Here is a 25548-nt window from a genome sequence, read left to right as displayed (position 1 = left end):
CGAGATCTGGTCACTCCGGGAAAAAGCGGCCAGGAATGGCCGTTTTCAACAGTTCGACAGAGCGCTGAGTCGCCCGATACGGTTCGTGCACACCATCATTGTCATGTGTCACTTAAATGACATTGTTGTTCGGCACCTGCGCATGAGACCCTAATCGGGAGTAGAGCAAGAGCGCCGACAGGTCCGTTGGTGTCGTTTGGAGCAGCCTATGTACCGCGCCGTCACGCGCAACATCGAAGTGCAGGTCAGACCGTTCTATCTGGAGGATCGCTCCGATCCGTCGGAGAACCGCTATGTCTGGGGCTACCAGGTGACGATCGACAACCAGTCGGACGAGTTCGTGCAGCTTATGTCGCGCTACTGGCACATCACCGACGGCAGCGGCCGGGTCGAAGAGGTGCGCGGCGCCGGTGTCGTCGGCGACCAGCCCGAGCTCAATCCCGGCGACAGCTATCAATATACATCCGGCTGCCCGCTCTCGACACCGTCGGGCTTCATGGTCGGGCATTACACCATGCGCAACAAAAGGGGCGAGACGTTCGACATCGCCATTCCCGCGTTTTCGCTGGATCTGCCGGGAACGAGGCGGACGGTGAATTAGTGGCAGGAAGCGTTGCGCCAGCTTTCGTCAAGGTAGCTTTACTTCCCATTGATCAGGGGTCTCTGGCCAGCGCCAGGCAGCGGCTTGATGCACACTATTGAAACAGGGTTGTTTCCGGGTCGGATGCCGTTCGCGAGAGTTGGACGGGGACCTGAAAGCCTTCTTATCATCAACGGCGGCCAGGGCTTCATGATGAAGCCCGAGCCATCCAGGCTGGAAAAGGATGCCGGACGACTCATCCGTATTCTTCCACCCGACACGAACTTTGTGCTGATTGGCTACGATCCCGATCCTAAAGCCGATCTTTCGCTTGAGGGTATGGCTGGAGACATCGCGGAGATCATCGACGTCACGTTCAAAAAGCCAGTGGTGTTGATGGGTATTTCCTATGGCGGCGTTATCGCAACGCGGGTGGCAGCACGGTATCCGGACTTTGTGGGCAAGCTGATCCTGCTGGCGAGCGCATACGGTTTTTCGGTCGATGGAAAAAAGCGGCTCCAGAAACAGATTCAATTCGCAAAAGCCGAACAATTTCACGCGTTGCTGCAGGAGTTTACAACGGTATTTCGTCGACCGTGGCTGAACCTTCTCTTGCGCTTTCGCCTGAGCTTCGAAGGACGCAGATTGATTGCACGGATGGGAGCGCCGAGTTCGATCGTTCGCTATCTGGAAGCAATGCTCGACAATGATGTGACAAACGAAGACCTCAACGATATTTCGGCGAGGACTTTGATCCTTGGCGGCGAAAGGGACCAGTTCTTCGGCGGCGGCATGATGGAAGCTACCGCGAGTGCAATCAAAGGAGCGAAGCTCACGGTGCTCGGGGATGAAACCCATATGGCTCCGGTCGAACGAATGTCAGATGTCCGCAAGCATCTCCAGGAATTCATTTGACGCTGAGATCGGTGCGGCGCGAAACCCGGTCAAAAGAGACCAACCGCCAAGGGTAAGCCATGGATCCTCTCCCCGGCCGGGGAGAGGATAGGTTGCGAAGCGGCTTTCCCTATTGAGCCGCGCCAAACTCCGCTGGGTCGAAGTCATACTGCTTCGAGCAGAACTCGCAGGCGACGTGAATGCCGCCATCCTCGGTGCTCTCCTTGATCTCTTCGGCGGAGAAGCCTTCGAGAATGCCGCGGATCTTGTCGCGCGAGCACGAGCACCGGTCGGCGACCGGAACGCCGCCGAAGACGCGCACGCCGTGTTCATGGAACAACCGGTAGAGCAACCGCTCGGCGCCGATGGTCGGGTCGATCAGTTCGGTCGGCTCGATGGTGCCGAGCAGGGCCACCAGTTCCTGCCAGGAATTGTCGACCGGTTCATGCGTGACGTCGCGTGGATCGCCGTCGCCGCCCGAGATGTCGGGCACGCGCATGCGCTCGGGCGACTGCGGCAGGAACTGCGCCAGGATGCCGCCGGCGCGCCATTGTTCGCGCGCGCCGCCACGGCCGGGCGTCAGAAGCTTGGCCACCGAAAGCCTGAGCTCGGTCGGGATCTGTTCCGACTGGCGGAAATAGGTGCGCGCGGCGTCTTCCAGCGTCTCGCCGTCGAGCTGGACGATGCCCTGATAGCGCTGCGTGTGGGCGCCCTGGTCGATGGTCAGCGCCAGCACGCCGCTGCCCAGCAGCGTCTGCTGCGAGGTCTCGCCTGCGGCAACAAGGGCTTCCAACCTGTCGGCGTCGAAGCGGGCATAGGCTCGCAATGCCGAGGGCGTGGAGAAATCCGCCACCAGCATGTCGACCGGCCCGTCGGTGCGGGTCTGCAGGATGAACTTGCCCTCGAATTTCAGCGAGGTGCCAAGCAGCACCGTCAGCACACAGGCTTCAGCCAGCAGGCGGGCAACCGGCTCGGGATAGTCGTGACGGCCGAGGATGGCGTCGAGCATCGGCCCGAGCTGCACGGTGCGGCCGCGAACGTCGAGCGGGCCGACCTCGAACGGTACGACGTGATCGTCGCCGGCATAGCCGAACTCGCCGAGTTTGGGGTGATGTTCAGTCACTTGATGCGTTTCCAACATGACAAAGCTCCAGGGCGCGGCCATGCCGCCCGGAGGGGTGCATGCGTCTAAACGCGCTTGATTTGCGTGATGCGGCGCAGATAGGCATCACGCCGCCCCAGATCAAGCGCCCAAGCACGTCAGGCACCAAGGCACTTCAAGCTCCAAGACACCAGGCGAGCACGGCCTTCTGGGCGTGGAGCCGGTTCTCGGCCTCGTCGAACACCACAGAATGCGGCCCGTCGATGACCTCGTCGGTCACCTCCTCGCCACGATGCGCCGGCAGGCAGTGCATGAACAGGGCGTCGGGCTTGGCCCTTGCCATCAGCGCCGCATTGACCTGATAGGGCGAGAAGACATTGTGGCCGCGGGCGCGGTGTTCCTGACCCATCGACACCCAGCAATCGGTGACCACGCAATCGGCCTGGTCGACGGCTTCCTCGGGCGAGCGGGTGAAGCTGAGCTTGCCGCCATTGGTCTTCGACCAGTCGATATGTTTCTGCGCCGGCTCGCTGCCTTCCGGCACCGCGACATTGAGGTTGAAGCGGAACCGCGCCGAGGCTTCGAGCAGCGAATGCAGCACATTGTTGCCGTCGCCGGTCCAGGCGATGGTCTTGCCGGCTACCGGACCACGATGCTCCTCGAAGGTCATGATGTCGGCCATCAGCTGGCAGGGATGGGTGTCGTCGGTCAGCCCGTTGATGACGGGAACCGTGGCGTTCTCGGTCAGCTCGAGCAGCCTCTCATGCGACGTCGTGCGGATCATGATGGCGTCGACATAGCGCGACAGCACTTTGGCGGTGTCAGCAATGGTCTCGGAGCGGCCGAGCTGCATTTCGGTGCCGGTCAGCATGATGGTCTCGCCGCCGAGCTGGCGCATGCCGACGTCGAAGGAGACACGCGTGCGCGTCGACGGCTTGTCGAAGATCATCGCCAGCACCTTGCCCTCGAGCGGCCTGGTGCGCTCGCCGGCCTTGAGGCGCGCCTTGCGCACCACCGCGTCGTCCAGCATGAACCGCAGATCGCCTTCGGAAACGGCGGAAAGATCGGTGAAATGGCGAAGTGACATCAGGAATGGTTCCGGGGTTACTTCGCGGCGGCCGCGGCGATGGCGTCGGCCAGGCCTTTGGCGCCGGCGCGGATGCGATCGAGCGCCTCTTTGATCTCGGCGTCGGTGACGGTGAGCGGCGGCAGCAGGCGGATGACGTTGTCGCCGGCCGGTACCGCCAGGAGATGCTGGTCGCGCAGCGCCATATTGACCTTGGTGTTGGGCATGGCGCATTTCAGGCCGAGCATCAGGCCGGTGCCCCTGATGCCTTCGATGACATCGGGAAATTCGTCGGCGACGGCCGCCAGGCCCTGTTTCATCAGCAATGCCTTGCGCTGAACGTCTTCCAGGAAGCCGTCTTCCAGCACCACATCGAGCACGGCGTTGCCGACCGCCATCGCCAGCGGATTGCCGCCGAAGGTGGTGCCATGCACGCCTGCCGTCATGCCGACGGCAGCTTCGTCGGTGGCCAGGCACGCGCCCATCGGGAAGCCGCCGCCAATGCCCTTGGCGATCGCCATGATGTCGGGCGTCACGCCGGTCCATTCATGCGCGAACAGCTTGCCGGTGCGGCCGATGCCGCACTGGACCTCGTCGAAGATCAACAGCAGGCCGTGCTGGTCGCAAAGCTGCCGAAGCCGCTTAAGAGATTGCGTCGGCACCGGGCGGATGCCGCCCTCGCCCTGCACCGGTTCGATCAGGATCGCGGCGGTCTCTGATGTGATCGCCTTCTCGGCGGCGTCGATGTCGTCGAAGCCGACCTGGTCGAAACCCTCGACCTTGGGGCCGAAGCCTTCGAGATATTTGTACTGGCCGCCCGCGGCGATGGTCGCCAGCGTACGGCCATGGAAGGCGCCCTCGAAGGTGATGACGCGGAAGCGCTCGGGGTGGCCCTTGACGAACTGGTAGCGCCGCGCCGTCTTGATGGCGCATTCCAAGGCCTCGGCGCCGGAATTGGTGAAGAACACCTTGTCGGCGAAAGTGGCCTCGGCCAGCCGCTCGCCCAGCCGGGTCTGCCCCGGGATCTCGTAGAGATTGGAGACGTGCCAGAGCTTGGCCGCCTGTTCGGTCAGCGCCGAGACCAGATGCGGATGGCTATGGCCCAACGAATTGACCGCGATGCCGCCAGCAAAATCGAGATATCGCTCGCCCTTGTCGGTAACCAGCCACGTGCCTTCACCGTGGTCGAAGGCCAGGGGTGCGCGAGCAAAGGTCTCGTAAAGCGCCGAACCGCTCATTATATGCGTCTCCGGTACCGGAAAATCAAAAAAGCCGCCAAAGCGGCGGCCTTGTGCGGCTTATCGTGTTTTTCGGCCATGAAGTCAACGAAAACGTCGTGCAAAGGCGCGCGGCAAGCTCCCGACGAGGCGCCGGCTCATAAGCGACCGGGCAAGTTGGGGAAAACCGAAAAAACCGATTCGTGTTGCACCTGGGACTCTTGTCACCGAGTCAACACATGAGGTAATTGTAGTCGGGAAATAACTAGATTTCGTGCGGCGGACCTAATCACCTAATATATGTGGTGTCTGCCCCGGCAAAGGTTGCCGGGTCGGGAATGGATTCCGGCTGCCGCACGCTTAGCAGGAGCGCGGTCTCATGAACTGGACTGACGAGCGGGTAGAACTTCTCAGAAAACTGTGGTCGGAAGGTTTGAGCGCAAGCCAGATCGCGGCCCAACTCGGCGGGGTCAGCCGCAACGCCGTCATCGGCAAGGTGCATCGGCTGAAGCTGTCGGGCCGCGGTCGCTCGACCGCAACGCCGGCGCGCCAGAAGAAGACGACGCAGGGATCTTCGATCCAGAAGTCGGTGTCGCGCGCCGCAACCACGCAGCGTCACGTCACCACCTCGATCGGCGCGACCGCGCTGCAGACACAGTTCGACGCCGAGCCAGTGGCTCGCCACTACATCCGCCCGGTCGAGAACGTCGTCGTGCCGATCTCGCGACATCTACAGCTCACCGACCTCACCGAGCGCACCTGCAAATGGCCGAATGGCGATCCGCTGTCGGAAGATTTCAACTTCTGCGGCAACGAGGCCGCAGAAACCGGACCTTACTGCAAGTATCACGCAAGGGTTGCGTTCCAGCCGGCTTCGGAGCGGCGGCGGAGCAGGTAAGGTATTAGGGGAATAGGGCAGTACGGCAGTATGTTTTTGAACTGCGCTCGTGAGGCGTCGTCTTAGCCTACTGCCTACTGCCTACTGCCCTGCCCTCACAACCATCCATTCTTGCGAAACCGCCAGTACAAAAACAAGCAGATGCAGGCGATCGCGGTCAGCACTACCGGGTAGCCGTATTCCATCTTCAGTTCCGGCATGTCATCGAAATTCATGCCGTATATGCCGGCGAGCGCCGTCGGCACCGCCAGTATGGCGGCCCATGACGCCAGCTTCTTGGTATTCGCCGTTTCCTGGCTCTGGCCAACCAGCAAGCTGGCTTCGAAGGCGAAGGCCAGAACCTCGCGCAGACTGTCGATTTTTTCCTGGACGGTGCGAATGTGGTCGGTCACATCGCGGAACAGCGGGTGCATGGCGCTATGGATCTGCGGCAGTTCGGCGCTGGTCAGCCGGCGGCAGACCTCGACCAAGGGAAGTGCGGCATTGCGCAGGCGCAACAGATCGCGGCGCAGCATGTAGAGCCGCTCTATGTCGGGACCGGTCATCGGCTTCAGCAGGATCTTGTCTTCGATCGCCTCGACCTCGTCCTCGATCTGCTCGAGCACCGGCATGTAATTGTCGACGATGAAGTCGAGAATGGCGTAGAGGACGAAGTCCTCGCCCTTGGCCAGCGAATGCGGGCAACTTTCCCAGTGCTGACGGACGGCGGCATAGGAGGTCGAGGGACCATGCCTGACACTGACAATGTAGCCAGAGCCGACAAACAGATGGGTTTCGCCGAAGGTAACCCGGCCGTCGATCAGTTGGGCGGTGCGGGCGACGATGAACAGGGCATCGCCATACTGCTCGATCTTCGGCCGCTGGTGCGGATGCTCGGCGTCCTCGATCGCCAGTTCATGCAGATGGAACTGTGCCTTGACGCGCAGCAACAACTCGCGGTCGGGCTCGAGCAGCCCGATCCAGACGACATGTCCCGATTTCCTGGCCCATTCACCGGCCTCTTCGATCGGGATGTCGGCTATGCGCTTGCCGGCGGTATAAACGCTCGAGGCGATGATGCCGGAGGATGCCGGCGCCGGCTTGAACTCTCGGACATATTCCATCGCAGCCTCCGGAAGCAGAACCTGAGAAGCTTAACGCCGTGATAGTTTAGCGCAATATGATTAAGCGTTCGAGGGGCGCGCGATCACTTCACCGGCAGCGCCGCCGGAAGGGCAACCTTGTCGGTCTTGTCGCCTTTCGGTCGCTCGGCCGGCATCTGGTCGCCAGTGACGATGTAATAGATGGTCTCGGCGATGTTGGTGGCGTGATCGCCGATACGCTCGATGTTCTTGGCGCAGAACAGCAGATGAGTACACGGCGTGATGTTGCGCGGATCTTCCATCATGTAGGTCAGGAGCTCGCGAAACAGCGAGGTGTACATGGCGTCGATCTGGTCGTCGCGGTCGCGCACGAAGCCTATTCTGTCGACCGAACGCGATGCGTAGACGTCTAGCACCTCCTTCAGCTGGGTCAGCGCCAGATCGGCCAGCGCCTCGAGGCCGCGAAACAGGCTGGTCGGCTGGCGGCCGTCGATGACGCTCACCACTCGCTTGGCGACATTCTTGCCGAGGTCGCCGATTCGTTCGAGGTCGGCGGAAATACGGATCGCGCCGACAATCTCGCGCAGATCCGTCGCCATCGGCTGGCGTTTGGCGATGATCACTATGGCCTTGTCGTCGATTTCGCGTTGGCCCTCATCAAGGACAATGTCGTCGCGGATGACCTTCTGGGCGAGGCCGGGATCGGCGTTGACCAGTGCCTGGATCGCCTGCTCGACCATGCGCTCGGCGTGCCCGCCCATCGCGGCGATGCGTTTCGACAGGTATTTCAGCTCTTCGTCATAGGCGCTGACGATGTGTACGGACTGCATGGATGAAATGCCTTCCTAGAATCCTTGGCCGTTTGAGTCGTTTCCTCGAATCCTGTGCTGATACGCTAGCCGGATGACAGAAAGAAGAAACAGGCAGTTAGCAAATAGTACTGCCTCAGCGCTCTGGCAAATGGACCGTGAACGCCGCGCCCTTGCCGACTTCCGACTTGATCGAAAGCCTGGCATTGTGACGCGTCAATATGTGCTTGACGATGGACAGGCCGAGGCCGGTGCCTTTCTGGGTGCGGCTGCTCTCGACGTCGATGCGATAGAAGCGCTCGGTGATGCGCGGAATGTGCTCTTCGGGAATGCCTGGACCGTAGTCCCTGATGGTGACGTCGATGCCCGGTTCGGGACCGGCCTCGCCGCGCGCAATCGACACCGTGACACGTCCGCCCGGCTGGCCGTATTTGCAGGCGTTTTCCACCAGGTTCTCGAAAACCTGGAACAGCTCATCGCGGTCTCCGGGCACGTCGAGCGGCCCTTCGGCATAGTCGCGTTCGATGACGACGCTGTTCTCCTTGGCAAGCGGCCCTAGCGAGTCGATGACGCTGTCGATGGTCTGGCGCAAATCGACCTCGGTTCCCGGCTTCAGATAGGGCTTCATTTCCAGCCGCGACAACGACAGCAGATCGTCGATCAGGCGCGCCATGCGGCCGGTCTGGTTCTGCATGATCTGCAGAAACTGCTCGCGCGCCGCCGGATCGTTGCGGGCCGGGCCGCGCAATGTTTCGATGAAGCCCGAGATCGAGGCAAGAGGAGTGCGCAACTCATGGCTGGCATTGGCGATGAAGTCGGCGCGCATGCGGTCGATGCGGCGCGTCTCGCTCTGGTCCTTGAACACCAGCACAAAGAGATCGGTGGCGTGGCCGACCGAGGACGCGCTGACCCGGTAGGCCCGTTCGACCGGCAGTTTCTCGGTGTAGTCGACGGCATCCGAAGCGACCGTTCCCGACAGCACGCTGTCCAGCAGTGCCTGCATCTCAGGGGCGCGGAATTTCAACGACAGCGACAGGCCGGGCGCGATCCCGCCAAAGGCAGCGAAGGCGGCGGCGTTGGCATGGACGATGGTGGCGTTGCGGTCGAAGATGATCAGCGGATCGGCAACGGCGGCCGCGAGATATTCGCCGGAAAGCCGCTGCAGCCCGCTCGCCTCGATCGCGGCATCGCTTTGGATGGACTGGCTTGCGCCGCCGGTCGGCAGCATCGCGGCAGCAAGCAGCACCGCACAGGTGAGCAGAACGACATAGACGGACATGCCAGCGAAAGCATAGACGGCCGCGACCGCAACGACGCTGGCCGCGAGCAGCCAGCGGCCGTTCCACACCCTGGCCCTTAGCGCCTGCGCCGTGGTTATCCGCTCTGCGCCGGTGTCAGCCATTCGCGCGTCCCGCACCTTGCGCCGGCCGAACGAAACTTCCGCTGGACCGGCTTCAAGGCCCCCCATAGCATGAGTCCGCAAGCTGAAAAGGTTCGTCTCGATGAAAAAAACCAAGGAAAGTCCCGCCGCAGAGCCGGCAAAGGGTCCGCTGAAGATCAGGATCGACGGCAAGGAGCGGGAGTTCGATATCGAGAATCCCGAGCTCCCGGCCTGGATCGAGGACAACAAGCTGACCGCCGGCGACTACCCCTACGACAAGAAAATGAAGAGCGAGGAATACGACGAGACGCTGGAGCGGCTGCAGATCGAGCTGGTCAAGGCGCAGGCCTGGCTGCAGGCGACCGGCAAGCGGGTGATGTCGCTGTTCGAAGGGCGCGATGCCGCCGGCAAGGGCGGCACCATCTTCGTGCTGCGCCAGTATCTCAATCCTCGGACCGCGCGCAATGTGGCGCTGACCAAGCCGACACCGACGGAAGTCGGGCAGTGGTACTTCCAGCGCTATGTCGACCATTTCCCGACATCGGGGGAATTCGTCACCTTCGACCGCTCCTGGTACAATCGCGGCGGCGTCGAGCCGGTGATGGGCTTCTGTACGTCGGAACAGCACGAGAAATTCCTCAGCGAGACGCCGCATTTCGAGCGGATGATCTCCAACGAGGGCATCTATTTCTTCAAATTCTGGCTGAACATCGGCCGCGAAACCCAACTCGAACGGTTTCACGATCGCCGCTGGTCTCCGCTGAAGAACTGGAAGTTCTCGCCGATCGACATTGCCGGCATCACCAAATGGGACGATTACACCAAGGCCCGCGACCAGATGGTCGAGCGCACGCACAAACAGTTCGCGCCATGGATCATCGTGCGGGCCAACGACAAACGACGCTCGCGGCTGGCCGCCATGCGGCGCATCCTGCTGTCGTTGCCCTATGATGGGCGCGATCTCGACGCCATCGGCAAGGAAGACAAGAAGATCATCGGCGAAGGGCCGTCATTCCTCGAGAAATAGCTGGCCTGGAAAAGTAGAGGCTGGAAATACAGAGCCCACCCCGGTATCGGGGCAGGCCCTGTTGCCTTGTTTTATGCCGCCAGACGGGCGATCCGCTGCAGCCGCTTCAGCGTGGTGTCGTCCTGCAGCGCCTGCTGGAACAGCGTGATCTCGCGATCGATGCGGTCGCAGAGCACGGCCGTATCGCCTTTGAGCAGGCCGCGCGTCTGCAGAAGGGCTGCAACCGGCTTCTTGGCCAGTTGCCTTGCCCTGCCGATCGCTGCCTCCTCGGCACTGCCATCGGCCACGATCTCGGCGACGAGGCCAAGCGCCCGGGCATCTTCGGCGCCGAGCGTATCGCCCAGGCAAAAGAAGCGGAAGGCTCCGGCATAGCCGAGTTTCTGCGGCGCCAGGATCGAGGTTGCCGCATCCGGCACCAGGCCGAAATCGACAAACGGCACTCGGAAGGTGCTGTTGCTCGAGGCGATCACCATGTCGCAGTGGAACAGGATGGTGCAGCCGACGCCGACGGCATCGCCGTCTACACAAGCCAGCACCGGCTTGGGGAACGTCGCCAGCGTGCGGAACATGTCGGTGACGGCGGCGATCAGTTGCTGGTGCTTGGTGGAGTCGAGGAACTCGGAGAAATCGCCGCCGAGGCAAAAGCAGCCGGCAAGGCCGCGCAGCACCACGACACGGACGTTGTCGTCGACGGCGGCTTCATGGAAGGTCCTGGCCAGGCTTGCATAGGCGCGCCTGTCCAGAACCGGCCGGCCGTCATGCGACGACACAGTGACGACCAGCGTGTGGCCACGCAATTCGGGTTGGGGGTCAAAGCTCATTTGTCGTCTCCGATCTCACGATGCCTGCCGCATGCCGAGCATGTCGGGCGTGCCTCTGGCCAGCACGGGGGCGTGATGGTTACGGCGCGAGCGCACGACATCGAGCGTGTGCGCGTTGAAGGTCAGCAGGGTTGCGACGACCTGCTGGTTGCCATAGGTGCGCTGATAACCGAGCGGCGTTGCCAGGAAATGCAGCTGCAGCGCCCGCAGCACCCACATCGGTTCGAACTCGATGATCACCTGGTTGACGTCGCGCTTCAGTCCCCACTCGACGAAGCCGGCGATCAGCTCGGTGCCGACCGTCGACACGCCGCGCTTGCCGTCGCGATAGCCGGGCGCTACCGCGTAGCGGGTCAGCTCCCAGACCCTCGGTCCGGAGGGTGGCGTGCCTTCATAGAGATCGGCCAGCACCTCGGTCAGCAGATGTGGCCGCGTCGTCGGCAACATGCGCTGGTAGCCGGCGAGTTCGCCGCCGCGGATGACCAGTTGGTGCACCGCCTCGTCATGATCGAACTGGTCGATCTCGAGGCCGTCGGGGCGCTTTAGATCGGTCCAGCCCATCTCTTCGACGAAGATCTTGTAGCGCAGACGATGGACAGCCTCCCAAAGGTCGGGACGTTCCATCAATTCCTGTGTTGTAAGAGCGAAAAGCATTAGCCGTCTCCTGGGCTCAAGAGGAAGATACGGCCGCACGTTCCAGATAAAATTGCGTGATCACGCAGGCAGGAATTTTCTAGGTCGGCACGGCCGACCTAACTAATATAGCCGCGCCTAATCGCTTCGGCGACGGCTTGCACCCTGTTGACGGCACCGAGTTTACTCTTAGCGTTAAGGAGATGTTTTTCGGACGTGTGCTCCGAGATGCCGAGTATCTGCGAAATCTCCCATTCGGACTTGCCGACGGCTGCCCATTTCAGGCATTCGCGCTCACGCGGGGTCAATTCGATGTGATCGATGGTGTTGGCCGCCATCGTGTGCAGTTGCATGGCGCGGCCGACCGCATAGGTCGACACCAGCGACACCAATCCGAATTCGGCGCCCGACAACTCGACGGCCTCGCCACCCAGCGAGACCATGACGATCTGGCCTTCGAGCGTCACCAGCGGAAAGGCCAGGCCGTCGCGCAGCTTGAACTCTCTGGCGTCGCCCATCACCTCGCCGCTGCTCCTGTCGACGCGGATGCCGCGCGACGCCTCGCGCCATTGGAACGGCGCCTGCAATTCCTTCATGTGGCTGACAACGGGATCATGGTCGACATAGTTGCGCGCCACATAGCGCTCCAGCCATTCCACAGGCCAGTCGCACAAAAGCACGTGGTCCTTTTGCTGGCCACGCGGCGTGCCGGGTTGCGGGACCGTTCCCGCCATCAGCGCCGTCAGGCCAAAATGCGAGGTGACGCCAAGCAATGTTTCACAAACCGCAGCCGCCGTGTCGGCATGCTGCAGCTGGTCCATGTATTCCAGTGTGCGATCGAACTGACTCATCGCAACATCTACCCCATGTTGCCTACCGCTCTTGAGACCGATGCTACGCGCCTGATGCGCACTTCGCCATCAACCCCGGATTGCAAGCCGCATGCTTGATTTTTCTAGCGCAGCGACCGCTTGCCCTCGGACCGACTCTGCGCGGCTATTTGCAACCTCTATGAAGCATAACTCGAAATTTGCCCTTTGAAATCAAAAACAATTGTGCCTGCACCGTTTTCGTATCAAAAGCCAACAAGACGCGCGTGGAGTTCTTCCGTGACATCTCGCTGGATAGCCATCGCCTTGCTGTCGCTGCTGGTCGGAGCGCAGCCTTTTGCCGGCGTCGCACGGGCGGCGGAACCGCAGGTGCCCGTGCTTTGGGACGCCAAGGAGCGGCTGCCGAAACCGGATCTCTCGGCGCTGCCGAGGCTCAGATTCCTCACCACCACCGATTTCCCGCCCTTCAACTTTCTCGACGGCGCCGGCCGGCTGTCCGGCTTTCACATAGACCTGGCGCGGGCGATTTGCGCCGAACTCGACATCGCCGACAAATGCCAGATCCAGGCGCTGCCCTGGGCCGAGCTCGACGACGCGTTGCAGAAAGGCGAAGGCGAGGCGATCATCGCCGGCATCGCCGCGACGCCGGAAACGCGGGTGAAATACAGTTTTTCGCGCTCCTATCTGCAGTTTCCGGCGCGCTTCATCATGCCGAAAGCCAAGGCCTTTGCCGAGCCTATCCTCGACAAATTGCGCAGCAAGCGGGTCGGCGTGCTGGCCGGCTCGGCGCATGAAAAGATGCTGCGCGATTATTTCGGCACGGTGCAGATCGTCCCCTTCAACAGCCCTGAAGACCTCTACACCGATTTGAAAAGCAGCAAGATCGACGCCGCCTTCGGCGACGGCATGCGCTTTTCCTTCTGGCTGGGCGGCACGGACGCGGCAGGCTGCTGCCGCTTCGCCGGTGGCCCGTACCTGGCCCCGGAATATTTGGGATCCGGCATGACGATTGCCACAAGGGCCGGCGACCCGGCGCTGGCAGCGGCCATGGACTACGCGCTGCAGGAGATATCGGTGAAGGGCACGTTCGCCGAATTCTATCTACGCTATTTCCCGGTCAGTTTCTTCTGATCCGGTCCTGGTCAGCTTGTTCTAGGGCTACCGGCGAGACTTTTAGGTCAACGTCCGCAGCCGCGCCTTCGCGCCGCGCGCGATGGCCGCGGCGGTCAGCGTATCGAGATCGAGTTGGCGCCGGATGAGCTGCAGCACCCGCAATTCCTCCATGCGCATTTCGAGATCGACGGCGGCAACCTCAAAGGCGGCGGCATAGGCGGTGTCGTGCAGCCGCTCGGGCAAAGCCTTGCCAACACGCTCGAGAACGCCTTCCAGCCCATCCTTTTCATGCAGCATCTTCTGGCAGTCCTGCGCGATGGCAATAAGCCTGTCCTGATTGAAATCCTCGAACACCGGCCAGCTGCGGACGACGTCCCCGATGCGCGCCAGTTCGACATCGGTCATGTCGCGGTCGGATGCCGAGGTGATGACCATCAGGTAGATCAGGGCTTCATGCGTGGACGGCAACGGCATTCAAAACTCCTTGATATTGAGTTTCGAAGGTAGGAACGCGGTCTCCGGGCCGCAAGGAAAAACCGCCGCGCGCGTTGACGCCCAAGGCGTGCACGCCTAGAGACCGGTTGAAAAACTCCGATCCGGCGAAGCCGGTGCATAATTTGGAAGACAGCGACATGACGGGATCAAACATCGCCGATCTCAACCTCGAAATGCTTGCGGCGGCAGCCGAAAGCAAGGCCTGGCCGTTCGAGGAAGCCAAAAAGATCATCGAGCGCTACAAAGGCGCCGACTTTCCCGAGACCGTCCTGTTCGAGACCGGCTACGGGCCGTCGGGCCTGCCGCATATTGGCACGTTCGGCGAGGTCGCCCGCACCTCGATGGTGCGCCACGCCTTCCACGTGCTGACCGGAAACAAGGTCAAGACCAAGCTTCTGTGCTTCTCCGACGACATGGACGGCATGCGCAAGATCCCCGACAATGTGCCGGATCGCGCCGCGCTCGAGCCGTATCTGCATATGCCCTTGTCGTCGGTGCCCAATCCGTTCGGCGGCGACTATGCAAGCTTTGCCGACCACAACAATGTGATGCTGTGCCGCTTCCTCGATACGTTCGGCTTCGACTACGAGTTCGCCAGCGCGACGCAGTACTACAAGGCCGGCCGCTTCGACGCGATGCTGCTGCGCGCCGCCGAGCGCTATGACCAGATCATGGCGGTGATGCTGCCGACGCTCGGGCCGGAGCGCCAGGCGACCTACAGCCCGTTCCTGCCGATCTCGCCGAAGAGCGGCCGCGTGCTGTACGTGCCTATGAAGCATGTCGACGCCAAGGCCGGCACCATCACCTTTGACGATGACGGCACCGAGACCACGCTTTCGGTGACCGGCGGCAGGGTCAAGCTGCAGTGGAAGCCGGATTTCGGCATGCGCTGGGCAGCGCTCGGCGTCGATTTCGAAATGTTCGGCAAGGACCACCAGACCAATGCGGTGGTCTACGATCGCATCTGCAACATCCTTGGCGGACGCGCGCCGGAGCATTTCGTTTACGAGCTGTTTCTCGACGAGAACGGCCAGAAGATCTCGAAGTCGAAGGGCAACGGGCTGACCATCGACGAGTGGCTGCGCTATGCGCCGACCGAAAGCCTCGGCCTGTACATGTACCAGCGGCCCAGGCAGGCGAAAAAACTCTATTTCGACGTCATCCCGCGCGCCGTGGACGAGTACTACACCTTCCTCGGCGCCTATCCGCGCCAGGACTGGAAGGAGCGGCTGGGCAATCCGGTCTGGCATATGCATGACGGCAAGCCGCCGGCGATCGACCTGCCGGTGCCGTTCTCGCTGCTGCTTAATCTGGTCAGCGCCTCCAACGCGCAGAACAAGGATGTGCTGTGGGGCTTCATCTCGCGCCATACGTCCGGCGTGACGCCGGCAACACATCCCGAGCTCGATCAGCTGGTCGGCTTCGCCATCCGCTATTTCGACGATTTCGTGAAGCCAACGAAAACCTTCCGGCCGGCCGACGATGTCGAACGCGCAGCACTCGAAGCTCTTGGCAACGCGCTTGGCGCCCTGCCCGCGAGCGCCGATGGCGAAGCGATCCAGAACGCTTCGCTCAACGTCGCGCGCAAGATCGAACGCTATCAGGATCATTCCAAGCAGAGTCCGGACGGAGGCCCCGGCGTTTCCGGCGCCTTCTTCCAGATGATCTACCAGGTGCTGATCGGCCAGGAACGCGGCCCGCGCTTCGGCTCGTTCGCGGCGCTTTACGGCATTGCCGAGACGCGCGCGCTCATTGAGCGGGCGCTGGCTGGTCAGTTGGCGGCGTAACGTCCGTCCCGGCCGGCGCGACATCTGTCGCCGGGGCATCGAGGATCGGCTGCGAGGCCGTTGGTGCGGCAACCGGCGTTGGCGCCGGTGGCAGGCCGTCGAGATCGGGCGCGGCGCCGAAGATGCCCTTTTTGGCGGTGCGCGCCTTGTCGCCCGCTTCGACATAGGGGCCGCCGGCGATCGCGCGCGCCCAGCCGTTTTCGACCAGCCACTGGCCGACATCCTGCTTGCCGATGCGGCACTCGGCGACGATCAGGTTGCGGTCGGCCTCCGGCGGCACCTTGCACGCCACGGCCCGGCCGCGCAGGAGAGACCGGAACGCGGTGCGCGCGCGAACGCCGCAAGCCCAGGACTTGCCGTCATCGGTGCAGGTCTCGTCTTGCCTGACGATGTTGATGCCGGAAACCGCCACGGAATAACCATTGGCTTCGATCAGGCCGGCGGCGGATGCGACCGGCTGGAACAGTTTTGTCCCGCCCCAGTCGTCGACTGCTTTCGGCCGGCGCGGCTTGGGCGGTCCGGCCAGCGCCAGATCGCTCAGCGGTGCGCGCGGTTCGACCCGTTCGAGCTCCTCTGACGGCAGCGGCGGCGGTGCGATGGCCTCTGGATCGATCGCTCTCGAATGCAGCGGAGGCGAATGCACCGGAGGACTGGGGGGCTGGATCTCGGGGATCGCCGACGTCGCGGGCTCTTCGGGCACGATGTCAGCGGCCGGGTCGATCTGGTCGATGACGACGCTGCTCTGCTCGGGCTGCAGGACGCGGCCACCGGCGACAACCAGGGCCACCATCGCCGGGACCGCCAGCACGGCCAGGGCCAGTTGCAGCAGCCGCACTACTGGCTTGCCCAGACGATCCGCGCCACCCATTCGACATCGCGCATCGCGATGTCGCGGTCCGGGTGGTCGGGATTGAGCGAGATCAGCAGGATCGATTTCGCCGTCTGACGGTCGAGCACCTTGGCCATGACCTCGCCGGCATTGGTCTTGACGACGACGCGGTCGCCCTTGCGGGTGGCGGCGCCCGGCTCGACAATCAGCACATCGCCATTGCGGTAGAGCGGCAGCATGGAATCGCCCTGCACCTTCAGCGCATAGGAGGTTTCCGTCGCCCGCGCCGGAAGCTCGACCAAATCCCAGCCCTGGCCGGAGGGATAGCCGGCATCGTCGAAGAAGCCGCCGGCGCCGGCCTGGGCAAAGCCAAGCAGCGGCACCGCTGAACGCTGCACTGTCGTGGCGCCTGAAGCGTCCCTGGCGCGGCCTTCGACCAACCCGGTGAATTCGTCGAGCGAGGCGCCCGTCGCCTCGATGATCTTGGCCAGCGATTCGGTCGAGGGCCAACGCGGCCGCCCATCCGAGGACAACCGCTTCGACTTGTTGAACGCGGTCGAATCAAGGCCGGCACGCCGGGCAAGGCCTGAGGCCGACAGCGAATAACGCTCGGCGAGAGCGTCGATGGCGGCCCAAACGCGGTCATGCGAGAGCAATTCGCTCTCCTCAAAACAGGAAAAAATACCTTTTCCTTCTAGCGCGCGACCGTCCGCTTGTCCACCGGCAGTCCCGATCACAAAAGGGTTCAGTCGCCCCCCTTGGCCAAGCTGCGCAATCCCTGGTGGGAGGTCATGAAAGTCCGCTCGGCCTCTGTCGGCGGCCGCGGTTGAACGGAACGGCCAAGTGCCGCCACGACCTCGTCGATGTCGACAAAGCGGCGGCCGGGACGGTCATAGACACCGCCCGTCGTCATGATCAGAGCAGCCGTCTCGCCATTGTCGAGGACAAACCGGTGCCTGCCGATGACCTGGGTACCTTCCCAGGTCTCGATCGAGGACATCACCTCAAAGCGACGCCACAGCCTGATCTCGCGCACATAGACCGACTCCAGACCTCCGATCATCGGCGCCCAGCCTTTCTTGCGCGCCAGCGCGATCAGGCCGACGCGCAGGAAGATGTCGATGCGGCCGAGATCGGCCAGCATCATGTAGCGGGCGTTGTTGAGATGGCTGTTGAAGTCGATGTCGGTCGGCAGGCAGCGGAAAGCCAGGCGGCTTTTGCTGCCGACCATATAGGGGCCACGGCGTGATGCCGTGGCCATCATGCGCGCCAGGCGCCCCCAGACATACATGGGGCGCTAGATCAAGCGGCCTTCTTCACTTCGCCCTTCGCATAGGGGTCGAAGCGCTGGTAGAAGGTCTCGCCCTTTTCGGCCAGGTCGAGCAGCAGCTTTGGCGCCTTGAACTCGGCGCCGTATTTCTTCTGCAGGCCCTTGGCTATTCTGACGAACTCCTTGGCGCCGATGCCGTCGATATAGGACAGCGCGCCGCCAGTGAACGGCGCAAAGCCAAAGGCGAGGATCGAGCCGACATCGGCCTCGCGCGGGTCGGTGACGATGCCCTCTTCCATCACCCTTGCCGCTTCCAACGCGATGGTGACCAGCAGGCGCTGCTGCAGCTCCTCATAGTCGACCTTCTCGGCCTTCAGCTGCGGATAGAGGTCCTTCAGTCCCGGCCACAGCTTCTTCTTGGCGGGCTTTGCGGGATAGTCGTAAAAACCCTTGCCGTTCTTGCGGCCGAAGCGGCCATGGGTGTCGACCAGCGTGTTGATCAGCGCCATCTGCTTGGGGTCGACGGCCTTGTCGCCGAGGTCCCTGATGGTCTGCTTCATGATCTTCTGAGCAAGGTCGATCGCCGTCTCGTCGGTCAGCGCAAGCGGGCCGACCGGCATGCCGGCGGCCTTGGCGGCATTCTCGATCATCGGCGCCGGAACACCCTCGATCAGCATCTTGTAGGCTTCCGACATATAGCGCAGCACGCAGCGGTTGACGTAGAAGCCGCGCGTGTCGTTGACGACGATCGGTGTCTTCTTGATGGCGCGCACGAAGTCAATCGCGGTGGCAAGCGCCTTGTCACCGGTCTTCTTGCCCAGAATGATCTCGACCAGCATCATCTTGTCGACCGGCGAGAAGAAGTGGATGCCAACGAAATTCTTCGGCCGCGCGGAGTTTTTGGCCAGCGCGGTGATCGGGATGGTCGAGGTGTTGGAGGCAAAGATCGCCGACGATTTCAGCACCGCTTCCGCCTGTTCGGTCGCAGCCTTCTTGACGGCCGAATCCTCGAACACCGCCTCGACGACGAGGTCACAGCCGGCGAGATCGGCATAGTCCGCGGTCGGCGTGATCAGCGACAGCAGCGTCTCCTTCTCCTCGGGCTTGGCGCGGCCCTTCTTGACCTGATCCGAGATCAGGCTGTCGGAATGCGCCTTGCCCTTTTCGGCCGACGCCATGTCGCGGTCGAGCAGCACGACCGGGATACCGGCCTTGGCGGTGACGAAGGCGATGCCGGCGCCCATGAAGCCGGCGCCGAGAATACCGATCTTCTTGAACCTGGTTTCCGGCACGCCGGCCGGGCGGCGGGCGCCCTTGTTGAGCTCCTGCAGCGAGACGAACAGCGAGCGGATCATCGCTGCCGCTTCCTTCGACTGCATGATTTCGGTGAAATAGCGCTGTTCGATCCGCAAGCCGGTGTCGAACGGCACCAGCAGGCCCTCATAGACGCATTTCAGGATGGCCGCGGCGGCCGGATAATTGCCATAGGTTTCGCGGCGCAGGATGGCGATGGCCGGCGGCCACAGATTGAAGCCGGCGGGCGAATAGATCTGGCCGCCGGGCAGCTTGAAGCCCTTCTCGTCCCAGGGCTGGACGGCTTTCAGGCCGTTCTTGATCATCGCTTTGGCAGTGTCGATCAGTTTGCTCGGCTCGGCGACCTCGTGGATCAGGCCCATGGCCTTGGCCTTCTGCGGCGACAGGCTCTGGCCGGCGGTCAGCATCTGCAGCGCCTGCTGCTGATCGGTCAGGCGCGGCACGCGCTGGGTGCCGCCGGCGCCGGGGAAGATGCCGACCTTGACTTCCGGCAAGGCCATCTTGACCTTTTCTGAATCGGCTGCAACGCGGCCATGGCAGGCAAGCGACAGTTCGAAGGCGCCGCCCATGCAGGTGCCGTTGATGGCCGAAACCCAGGGCTTGCCCGAGGTTTCGAGCTTGCGCCAAAGCGCGCCCATACGGCCGGCATTGTCGAACAGAAGCTTCGCCGCCTTCTCCGGATCCTTGCCTTTCTCCTTGGCAAAAACCGTCAGCATCTTCTGCAGCATGGTGAGATCAGCGCCGCCGGAGAAGCTGTCCTTGCCCGAGGTGATCACCGCACCCTTGATGCCAGCGTCGGCCACCACCTGGTCGATGATCTTGTCGAGCTCGTTCATCACCTCTTCGGTGAAGACGTTCATCGAGCGGTCCGGCATGTTCCAGGTGACCAGCGCAATGCCGTCTGCGTCGGTGTCGACCGTGAAGTTCGTGTAGGTCATGTCTCTCTCCTTCCGGCCGAAAATCAGACGCGTTCGATGATCGTTGCGGTGCCCATGCCAGCGCCGATGCAGAGCGTCACCAAAGCGGTGTTGAGGTCGCGACGTTCCAGCTCGTCGAGCACCGTGCCGAGGATCATCGCGCCGGTGGCGCCGAGCGGATGGCCCATGGCAATGGCGCCGCCATTGACGTTGATCTTGTCGTGCGGAATGTCGAAGGCCTGCATGTAGCGCAGTACCACCGACGCGAAGGCCTCGTTGAGCTCGAACAGGTCGATATCCGACAGCTTCATCTTGGCCCGCTTCAGAAGCTTCTCGGTGACGTCGACCGGACCGGTCAGCATCAGCACCGGCTCGGAGCCGATATTGGCGAAGGCGCGGATGCGGGCGCGTGGCTTGAGACCCATCGTCTTGCCGGCCTTCTTGGAGCCGAGCAGCACGGCGGCCGCGCCATCGACGATGCCGGACGAATTGCCGGCATGGTGGACGTGGTTCACTTCCTCGACTTCCGGATGCTTTTGCACGGCAACCGCGTCGAAGCCGCCCATTTCGCCAGGCATGACGAAGGACGGGTTGAGCGAGGCCAGCGACTGCATGTCGGTCGACGGCCGCATATGCTCGTCGTGGTCGAGGATGATGAGCCCGTTCTGGTCCTTGATCGGGATGACCGAGTTCTTGAAAAGGCCGTCGGCCCAGGCCTTGCCGGCGCGCTTCTGGCTCTCGACCGCATAGGCGTCGACGTCGTCGCGCGAAAAACCGTATTTGGTGGCGATCAGGTCGGCCGAAATGCCTTGCGGCACGAACCAGCCGGGCAGACCGACGGACGGATCCATGAACCAGGCGCCGCCCGAGGCGCCCATGCCGACGCGTGACATCGATTCGACGCCGCCGGCAATGACGATCTCGTCCGCCCCTTGCGCGATCTTGGCGGCGCCGAAATTGATGGCGTCGAGGCCGGAGGCGCAGAAGCGCGAAATCTGCATGCCGGGCGCCTTGTTGTCGTAGCCGGCCTCGAAGGCGGCAGCGCGCGGAATGACCGAGCCGGCTTCGCCGACCGGATCGACGCAGCCGAAGATGATGTCGTCGACATTGCCGGTGTCGAGCCCGTTGCGGTCGCGCAGCGCCTCGAGCGTCCTGGCGGCAAGCCGCACCGCGGGCACTTCGTGCAGCGAGCCATCTTTCTTGCCCTTGCCGCGCGGCGTGCGTACGGCGTCATAGACATAAGCTTCGGCCATTTTTTCGGTTCCTTCCTTCTGGTGCCGCCTAAGGCTAACGCAAAGCCGCGCGTAGGCGATTCAGTTCGTTCTTGAAATTGCCTGCATCGGCTGGAGCGGCTTCAGCCCAGAGTTCCATGAGTTCAGAGTTAGGGCTGCTTACACATTCGACTGCCTGGATTGCCTTGCCCTTCAATCCACTCAAAGCTTGCCAGTTCGAGACAGTTCGCAACGCCGTCTCTGCAGGTTTCGACAAGAACTCGGACTTCCCGTTAGCTGCGGCGACAATTGCGGCGGCGGCCAGCGCAACCGAGCCATCCGGCGCCTCGATGTAGTCAGGATTGTTGCAAGCCGCATCGAGCGCGCCTGCAACGGCGACGGCGCCACTGTTCTCAAATTCCGCGACGAAATCGGCTGCGTCATCGTTTTCGAAAATTTTGAAACCCCATGCGCCCATAATTGGTATCCTAAAGGCTCCGTCCAATCAGCAATTTCATGATCTCGTTGGTGCCGCCGTAGATGCGCTGGACGCGGGCGTCGCGGAACATGCGGGCGATCGGATATTCATTCATGTAGCCATAGCCGCCATGCAATTGAAGGCATTCGTCGACGACTTTTCCCTGCAGGTCCGAGAGCCAGTATTTGGCCATCGATGCCGTCACCGGGTCGAGGCCGCCATTGATGTGGCGGGTGACGCAATCATTGTAGAAGACGCGGCCGATGGTGGCCTCGGTCTTGAGTTCGGCGAGCTTGAACTGGGTGTTCTGGAACTCGACGATCGCCTTGCCGAAGGCCTTGCGCTCCTTGACATAGTCGATGGTCAACGCCAGCGCGCGCTCAATCATGGCGATGGCGCCGGTGCCGATCTGCAGGCGTTCCTGCGGCAGTTGCTGCATCAGCTGGATGAAGCCTTGTCCCTCTTCATGACCGAGCAGGTTGGAGGTCGGCACGCGCATATCGTTGAAGAACAATTCCGACGTGTCGTTGGCCTTCAAGCCGATCTTGTCGAGGTTGCGGCCGCGCTCGAAGCCATCGACCTCGTCGGTCTCTACAACGATCAGCGAGGTGCCCTTGGCGCCCTTGGCCGGATCGGTCTTGGTGACGACGATGATGAAATTGGCGAGTTGGCCGTTGGTGATGAAGGTCTTGGAGCCGTTGATCTTGTATTGGTTGCCGTCCTTCTCGGCGCGCGTCTTGACACCTTGCAGGTCGGAGCCGGCGCCGGGTTCGGTCATGGCGATGGCGCCGATCAGTTCGCCGGTCGCCAGCTTCGGCAGCCATTTCTTCTTCTGCTCTTCCGAGCCGTAATGCAGGATGTACGGGGCGACGATCGCATTGTGCAGGCCGATGCCGAAGCCGTCGACGCCGACATGGCCAATCGCCTCGATGATGGCGCTCTCATGCGCGAAGGTGCCGCCAGAGCCGCCATACTCCTCCGGCATCGAAGCGCAGAGCAGGCCGGCGGCACCCGCCTTGAGCCAGCTTTCGCGGTCGACCATCTCATTCTTCTCGAACTCGTCGTAGCGCGGCGCGATCTCCTCCGACATGAAGCGATGCGCCATGTCGTAGAGCATGCCGACCTCGTCCGCCGCCCAGGCGGGCTTCGGCAAAGAGAGCACTTCGGCTGGATTTGTCGCCACGATTTCCTCCGCGTTCCGACAATGTGGACCGGCTGAGCCGGCCCGACAAACCTAGAACGCTTCCGCAGGCAGCGCCATTAGCGTGTCCGCACCACTGGAAATGCGGGCGAGATGCGCCGACGTCTCGGGCATGATCCGCTCCATGAAGAAGCGCGCCGTCACCACCTTGTTGTCGTAGAAGGGCTGCGAGCCGTTGGCGCCGGTCTTACCTAGCGCGGCCTTGGCCATCTGCGCCCACATGTAGCCCAGCGCCACCAGGCCGAAGAGATGCATGTAGTCGGTCGAGGCGGCACCGGCATTGTCGGGCTTGGCCATGCCGTTCTGCAGCAGCCACATGGTCGCCGCCTGCAGATCGTTGAGGCCCTTCTTTAACGCCTTGGTGAACGGCGCCAGCTTCTCGTCGGAACGGTTCTCCTCGCAGAACTCGCCGACGTCTTTGAAGAACGCCTGGATGGCGCGACCGCCGTTCAGGCCGAGCTTGCGGCCGACGAGGTCGAGGGCCTGGATGCCGTTGGCGCCTTCATAGATCATGGCGATGCGCGCATCGCGCACGAACTGGCTCATGCCGTGCTCTTCAATATAGCCGTGGCCACCGAACACCTGCTGCGCCATAACGGCGTGGTCGAAACCCTTGTCGGTGAGCACGCCCTTGATCACCGGCGTCAACAGGCCGGTGTAGTCGTCGGCGGCCTGGCGGTCCTTGTCGTCGGCGGAGCGGTGGGCGATGTCGGACTTGATCGCCGTCCACAGCGCCAGCGCGCGGCCGGCCTCGTTGAAGGCCTTCATGGTCATCAGCGAGCGGCGGATGTCGGGATGGACGATGATCGGATCGGCCTTCTTATCCGGCGCCTTGGCGCCTGAGAGCGAACGGCCCTGCAGCCGGTCCTTGGCGTAGGAGACCGCGTTCTGGTAGGCGATTTCCGACAGCGACAGCCCTTGCAGGCCGACGCCGAGGCGGGCTTCGTTCATCATCGTGAACATCGCCTTCAGGCCGCCATTCTCCTCGCCGAGCAACGTGCCCTCGGCCTCGTCATAGTTCATGACGCAGGTCGAATTGCCGTGGATGCCCATCTTCTCCTCGATCGAACCGCAGGAGAGCGTGTTCTTCTCGCCCGGATTGCCCGAGGCATCGAGCTTGAGCTTCGGCACGACGAACAGCGAGATGCCCTTCACGCCTGCCGGCGCACCTTCGATGCGGGCCAGCACCAGATGGACGATGTTGTCCGCCATGTCGTGTTCGCCGGCCGAGATGAAGATCTTCTGCCCGGAAATCTTGTAGGTGCCGTTGCCGTTCGGCACCGCCTTGGTGCGCAGCAGGCCAAGATCGGTGCCGCAATGCGGCTCGGTCAGGTTCATGGTGCCGGTCCAGGCCCCCTCGACCAGCTTCGGCAGCCAGGTCGCCTTCTGCTCGTCGGTGCCGTGAGTGATGATCGCGGCGATCGCCCCTTGCGTCAGGCCGGGGTACATCATCAGCGCCATGTTGGCCGACACCATGTATTCGGCGACCGCCGTGTGCACGGCATAGGGCAGGCCCTGGCCGCCGAACTCGACCGGTGCCGCCAGCCCCATCCAGCCTCCTTCGCGATACTGGTCGTAGGCCTCCTTGAAGCCCTTCGGCGTCGTCACCGAGCCGTCGTCATGGCGCACGCAGCCTTCCATGTCGCCGACACGGTTCAAGGGATGCATGACGTTTTCGGCGAGCTTGGCGCCCTCGGCGAGGATCGCCTCGACCACATCGGGCGTCGCGTCGGCAAATCCGGGAAGGTTGGAATAGCGCTGGTAGCCCAGCACCTCATTGAGCACGAACAGCGTGTCCTGGACCGGAGCCCTGTAGATCGGCATGTGTTTCCTCCACCATGCGGGTCTTTGGCCGCGAGATCAGGCCCCCGAAACACGAGGTCGGGCAGCATGCGGACCAATGTTGAAAGCGGGATAGCAAAAATTGACGTTTGCGTAAACGTCAATTTTGTTGCCGCGACAAAATTTCCTTGTGCCAGCCTATCGGCACAGCTCAGCGGACACCAGCACGGCGGTTGGGTTGACCAGACGAAGATGGCAAACGAAAAGAGCCGCGCGGGCAGTCCCGCGCGGCTCTTGTCAAACGTCTCGGCGGAGCGGGATCAGCCGGCGGCGCTGGCCGGGGCTGAACGCTCGGACAGCATCTGGCGCACGGCCGACATCGAGCCGCTCAGCTCGTTGATCGCGTCGTCGATCAGCGCGCGCTGCTTCTGCAGGCGGGCAAGCTGCTTCTCTGACTTGTCGAGAGCCAGCCGCAGCTGCTTGGTGTTGGATCCCGTGGGATCGTAGAGATCCATCATCTGCTTGACGTCGCGCAGCGAGAACCCGACCTTGCGGCCGAGCAGGATCAGCTTCAGCCGCGCCTTGTCGCGACGCGTGTAGAGGCGCGTTGCCCCGTCGCGCTTCGGATTGAGCAGGCCCTTGTCTTCATAGAAGCGCAGCGTGCGCAGGGTCACGCCGTACTTCTTGGCCATCTCGCCGATGCGCACGAGTTCCTCGCCGGCTTCGACAGACATATTGTTGGTGTTGGCCGCGGCTTCGCCGGGCGAAACAAGTTTCATGGTCACTGGCTTTCCCCTGTAGTGGCGTCGCG

General features: G+C 62.6%; 25 protein-coding genes. 6 read left to right on the top strand and 19 right to left on the bottom strand.

Translation table 11 applies throughout. From position 1 onward, the window contains the following. Window positions 1–208 precede the first annotated feature (208 nt). Together apaG and AC1D1N_RS19815 are read left to right on the top strand one after the other, a co-directional pair. Entirely contained in the window at window positions 209–601 is a 393-nt protein-coding gene (gene apaG, locus AC1D1N_RS19820) for a Co2+/Mg2+ efflux protein ApaG (RefSeq protein WP_112565540.1), read from the top strand. Window positions 602–688: 87 nt separating this feature from the next. Continuing rightward, a complete protein-coding gene (locus tag AC1D1N_RS19815) occupies window positions 689–1495 on the top strand; it encodes an alpha/beta fold hydrolase (RefSeq protein WP_477350496.1) in 807 nt (268 codons plus the stop codon). Window positions 1496–1604: 109 nt separating this feature from the next. Here AC1D1N_RS19815 and AC1D1N_RS19810 read toward each other — a convergent pair whose 3' ends face one another. The 3 genes from AC1D1N_RS19810 to AC1D1N_RS19800 all read right to left on the bottom strand — a co-directional run bounded on the left by AC1D1N_RS19810 (window position 1605) and on the right by AC1D1N_RS19800 (window position 4880). After that, entirely contained in the window at window positions 1605–2639 is a 1035-nt protein-coding gene (locus AC1D1N_RS19810) for an Hsp33 family molecular chaperone (protein WP_477350494.1), read from the bottom strand. Window positions 2640–2751: 112 nt separating this feature from the next. Continuing rightward, window positions 2752–3663 carry an ornithine carbamoyltransferase gene (gene argF / locus AC1D1N_RS19805; protein WP_112560491.1) on the bottom strand — a complete coding sequence of 304 codons (912 nt, stop codon included), beginning with the start codon at window positions 3661–3663 and terminating at the stop codon, window positions 2752–2754. Between the two features lie 17 nt (window positions 3664–3680). Continuing rightward, the gene (locus AC1D1N_RS19800; protein ID WP_477350493.1) at window positions 3681–4880 is read right to left on the bottom strand and encodes an acetylornithine transaminase; all 1200 of its coding nucleotides are present in this window, start codon (window positions 4878–4880) and stop codon (window positions 3681–3683) included. 358 nt (window positions 4881–5238) lie between these two features. On the opposite strand from AC1D1N_RS19800, the gene AC1D1N_RS19795 reads away from it, so the two are divergent. Then, complete coding sequence (locus AC1D1N_RS19795) at window positions 5239–5757, top strand: GcrA family cell cycle regulator (RefSeq protein WP_112560493.1); 519 nt, start codon at window positions 5239–5241, stop codon at window positions 5755–5757. Between the two features lie 95 nt (window positions 5758–5852). Here the strand turns inward: AC1D1N_RS19795 and AC1D1N_RS19790 are convergent, their stop codons facing one another. The 3 genes from AC1D1N_RS19790 to AC1D1N_RS19780 all read right to left on the bottom strand — a co-directional run bounded on the left by AC1D1N_RS19790 (window position 5853) and on the right by AC1D1N_RS19780 (window position 9050). Next, window positions 5853–6860 carry a magnesium and cobalt transport protein CorA gene (locus AC1D1N_RS19790; RefSeq protein ID WP_112560494.1) on the bottom strand — a complete coding sequence of 336 codons (1008 nt, stop codon included), beginning with the start codon at window positions 6858–6860 and terminating at the stop codon, window positions 5853–5855. An 83-nt stretch (window positions 6861–6943) separates the two neighbouring features. Next, on the bottom strand, window positions 6944–7669 hold the full coding sequence (gene phoU / locus AC1D1N_RS19785) for a phosphate signaling complex protein PhoU (RefSeq protein WP_477350491.1): 726 nt from the start codon (window positions 7667–7669) through the stop codon (window positions 6944–6946). A gap of 115 nt (window positions 7670–7784) precedes the next feature. Beyond that, a complete protein-coding gene (locus AC1D1N_RS19780) occupies window positions 7785–9050 on the bottom strand; it encodes an ATP-binding protein (RefSeq protein WP_477350489.1) in 1266 nt (421 codons plus the stop codon). A gap of 100 nt (window positions 9051–9150) precedes the next feature. Between AC1D1N_RS19780 and ppk2 the strand changes: the two genes are divergently transcribed. Continuing rightward, window positions 9151–10056, top strand: a complete 906-nt coding sequence (ppk2, locus tag AC1D1N_RS19775; protein ID WP_477350487.1) for a polyphosphate kinase 2 — start codon at window positions 9151–9153, stop codon at window positions 10054–10056. 71 nt (window positions 10057–10127) lie between these two features. Here ppk2 and AC1D1N_RS19770 read toward each other — a convergent pair whose 3' ends face one another. From AC1D1N_RS19770 to AC1D1N_RS19760, 3 genes are all read right to left on the bottom strand, one after another. Next, window positions 10128–10877, bottom strand: a complete 750-nt coding sequence (locus AC1D1N_RS19770) for an enoyl-CoA hydratase-related protein (RefSeq protein ID WP_477350485.1) — start codon at window positions 10875–10877, stop codon at window positions 10128–10130. A 15-nt stretch (window positions 10878–10892) separates the two neighbouring features. After that, complete coding sequence (locus AC1D1N_RS19765; RefSeq protein ID WP_436257998.1) at window positions 10893–11531, bottom strand: acyl-homoserine-lactone synthase; 639 nt, start codon at window positions 11529–11531, stop codon at window positions 10893–10895. A 98-nt stretch (window positions 11532–11629) separates the two neighbouring features. Continuing rightward, window positions 11630–12361, bottom strand: a complete 732-nt coding sequence (locus AC1D1N_RS19760) for a helix-turn-helix transcriptional regulator (protein WP_436257997.1) — start codon at window positions 12359–12361, stop codon at window positions 11630–11632. 288 nt (window positions 12362–12649) lie between these two features. On the opposite strand from AC1D1N_RS19760, the gene AC1D1N_RS19755 reads away from it, so the two are divergent. After that, complete coding sequence (locus tag AC1D1N_RS19755; RefSeq protein WP_436261882.1) at window positions 12650–13471, top strand: transporter substrate-binding domain-containing protein; 822 nt, start codon at window positions 12650–12652, stop codon at window positions 13469–13471. A gap of 42 nt (window positions 13472–13513) precedes the next feature. Here the strand turns inward: AC1D1N_RS19755 and AC1D1N_RS19750 are convergent, their stop codons facing one another. Then, on the bottom strand, window positions 13514–13927 hold the full coding sequence (locus AC1D1N_RS19750) for a tellurite resistance TerB family protein (RefSeq protein ID WP_192258856.1): 414 nt from the start codon (window positions 13925–13927) through the stop codon (window positions 13514–13516). Window positions 13928–14085: 158 nt separating this feature from the next. On the opposite strand from AC1D1N_RS19750, the gene AC1D1N_RS19745 reads away from it, so the two are divergent. Then, complete coding sequence (locus tag AC1D1N_RS19745; protein WP_436257996.1) at window positions 14086–15735, top strand: lysine--tRNA ligase; 1650 nt, start codon at window positions 14086–14088, stop codon at window positions 15733–15735. Here the strand turns inward: AC1D1N_RS19745 and AC1D1N_RS19740 are convergent. The 9 genes from AC1D1N_RS19740 to AC1D1N_RS19700 all read right to left on the bottom strand — a co-directional run bounded on the left by AC1D1N_RS19740 (window position 15698) and on the right by AC1D1N_RS19700 (window position 25516). Then, entirely contained in the window at window positions 15698–16570 is an 873-nt protein-coding gene (locus AC1D1N_RS19740) for a thermonuclease family protein (protein WP_436261881.1), read from the bottom strand. The genes AC1D1N_RS19745 and AC1D1N_RS19740 overlap by 38 nt on opposite strands. Beyond that, the gene (locus tag AC1D1N_RS19735; protein WP_436257995.1) at window positions 16570–17220 is read right to left on the bottom strand and encodes a S24 family peptidase; all 651 of its coding nucleotides are present in this window, start codon (window positions 17218–17220) and stop codon (window positions 16570–16572) included. The genes AC1D1N_RS19740 and AC1D1N_RS19735 overlap by 1 nt, the downstream gene beginning before the upstream one ends. Before the next feature lie 89 nt (window positions 17221–17309). Continuing rightward, window positions 17310–17855 (bottom strand): thioesterase family protein, encoded by a 546-nt coding sequence (locus AC1D1N_RS19730; RefSeq protein WP_436257994.1) that lies wholly within the window; start codon window positions 17853–17855, stop codon window positions 17310–17312. A gap of 11 nt (window positions 17856–17866) precedes the next feature. After that, entirely contained in the window at window positions 17867–20086 is a 2220-nt protein-coding gene (locus AC1D1N_RS19725) for a 3-hydroxyacyl-CoA dehydrogenase NAD-binding domain-containing protein (RefSeq protein ID WP_436257993.1), read from the bottom strand. Between the two features lie 23 nt (window positions 20087–20109). Then, entirely contained in the window at window positions 20110–21318 is a 1209-nt protein-coding gene (locus AC1D1N_RS19720) for an acetyl-CoA C-acetyltransferase (RefSeq protein WP_112560503.1), read from the bottom strand. Between the two features lie 34 nt (window positions 21319–21352). Continuing rightward, window positions 21353–21754 (bottom strand): DUF4259 domain-containing protein, encoded by a 402-nt coding sequence (locus AC1D1N_RS19715; RefSeq protein WP_112560504.1) that lies wholly within the window; start codon window positions 21752–21754, stop codon window positions 21353–21355. Between the two features lie 10 nt (window positions 21755–21764). Continuing rightward, complete coding sequence (locus AC1D1N_RS19710; protein WP_436257992.1) at window positions 21765–22937, bottom strand: acyl-CoA dehydrogenase family protein; 1173 nt, start codon at window positions 22935–22937, stop codon at window positions 21765–21767. Between the two features lie 51 nt (window positions 22938–22988). Next, a complete protein-coding gene (locus AC1D1N_RS19705) occupies window positions 22989–24779 on the bottom strand; it encodes an acyl-CoA dehydrogenase (RefSeq protein ID WP_436257991.1) in 1791 nt (596 codons plus the stop codon). A 278-nt stretch (window positions 24780–25057) separates the two neighbouring features. Beyond that, window positions 25058–25516: a MerR family transcriptional regulator gene (locus AC1D1N_RS19700; RefSeq protein WP_112560507.1), complete on the bottom strand. Its 459-nt coding sequence runs from the start codon at window positions 25514–25516 to the stop codon at window positions 25058–25060. Between the last annotated feature and the right edge of the window lie 32 nt (window positions 25517–25548).

It is taken from the genome of Mesorhizobium sp. P2_B5 (genome assembly GCF_056404775.1).
This window is presented reverse-complemented; position numbering and strand designations above follow the sequence as displayed.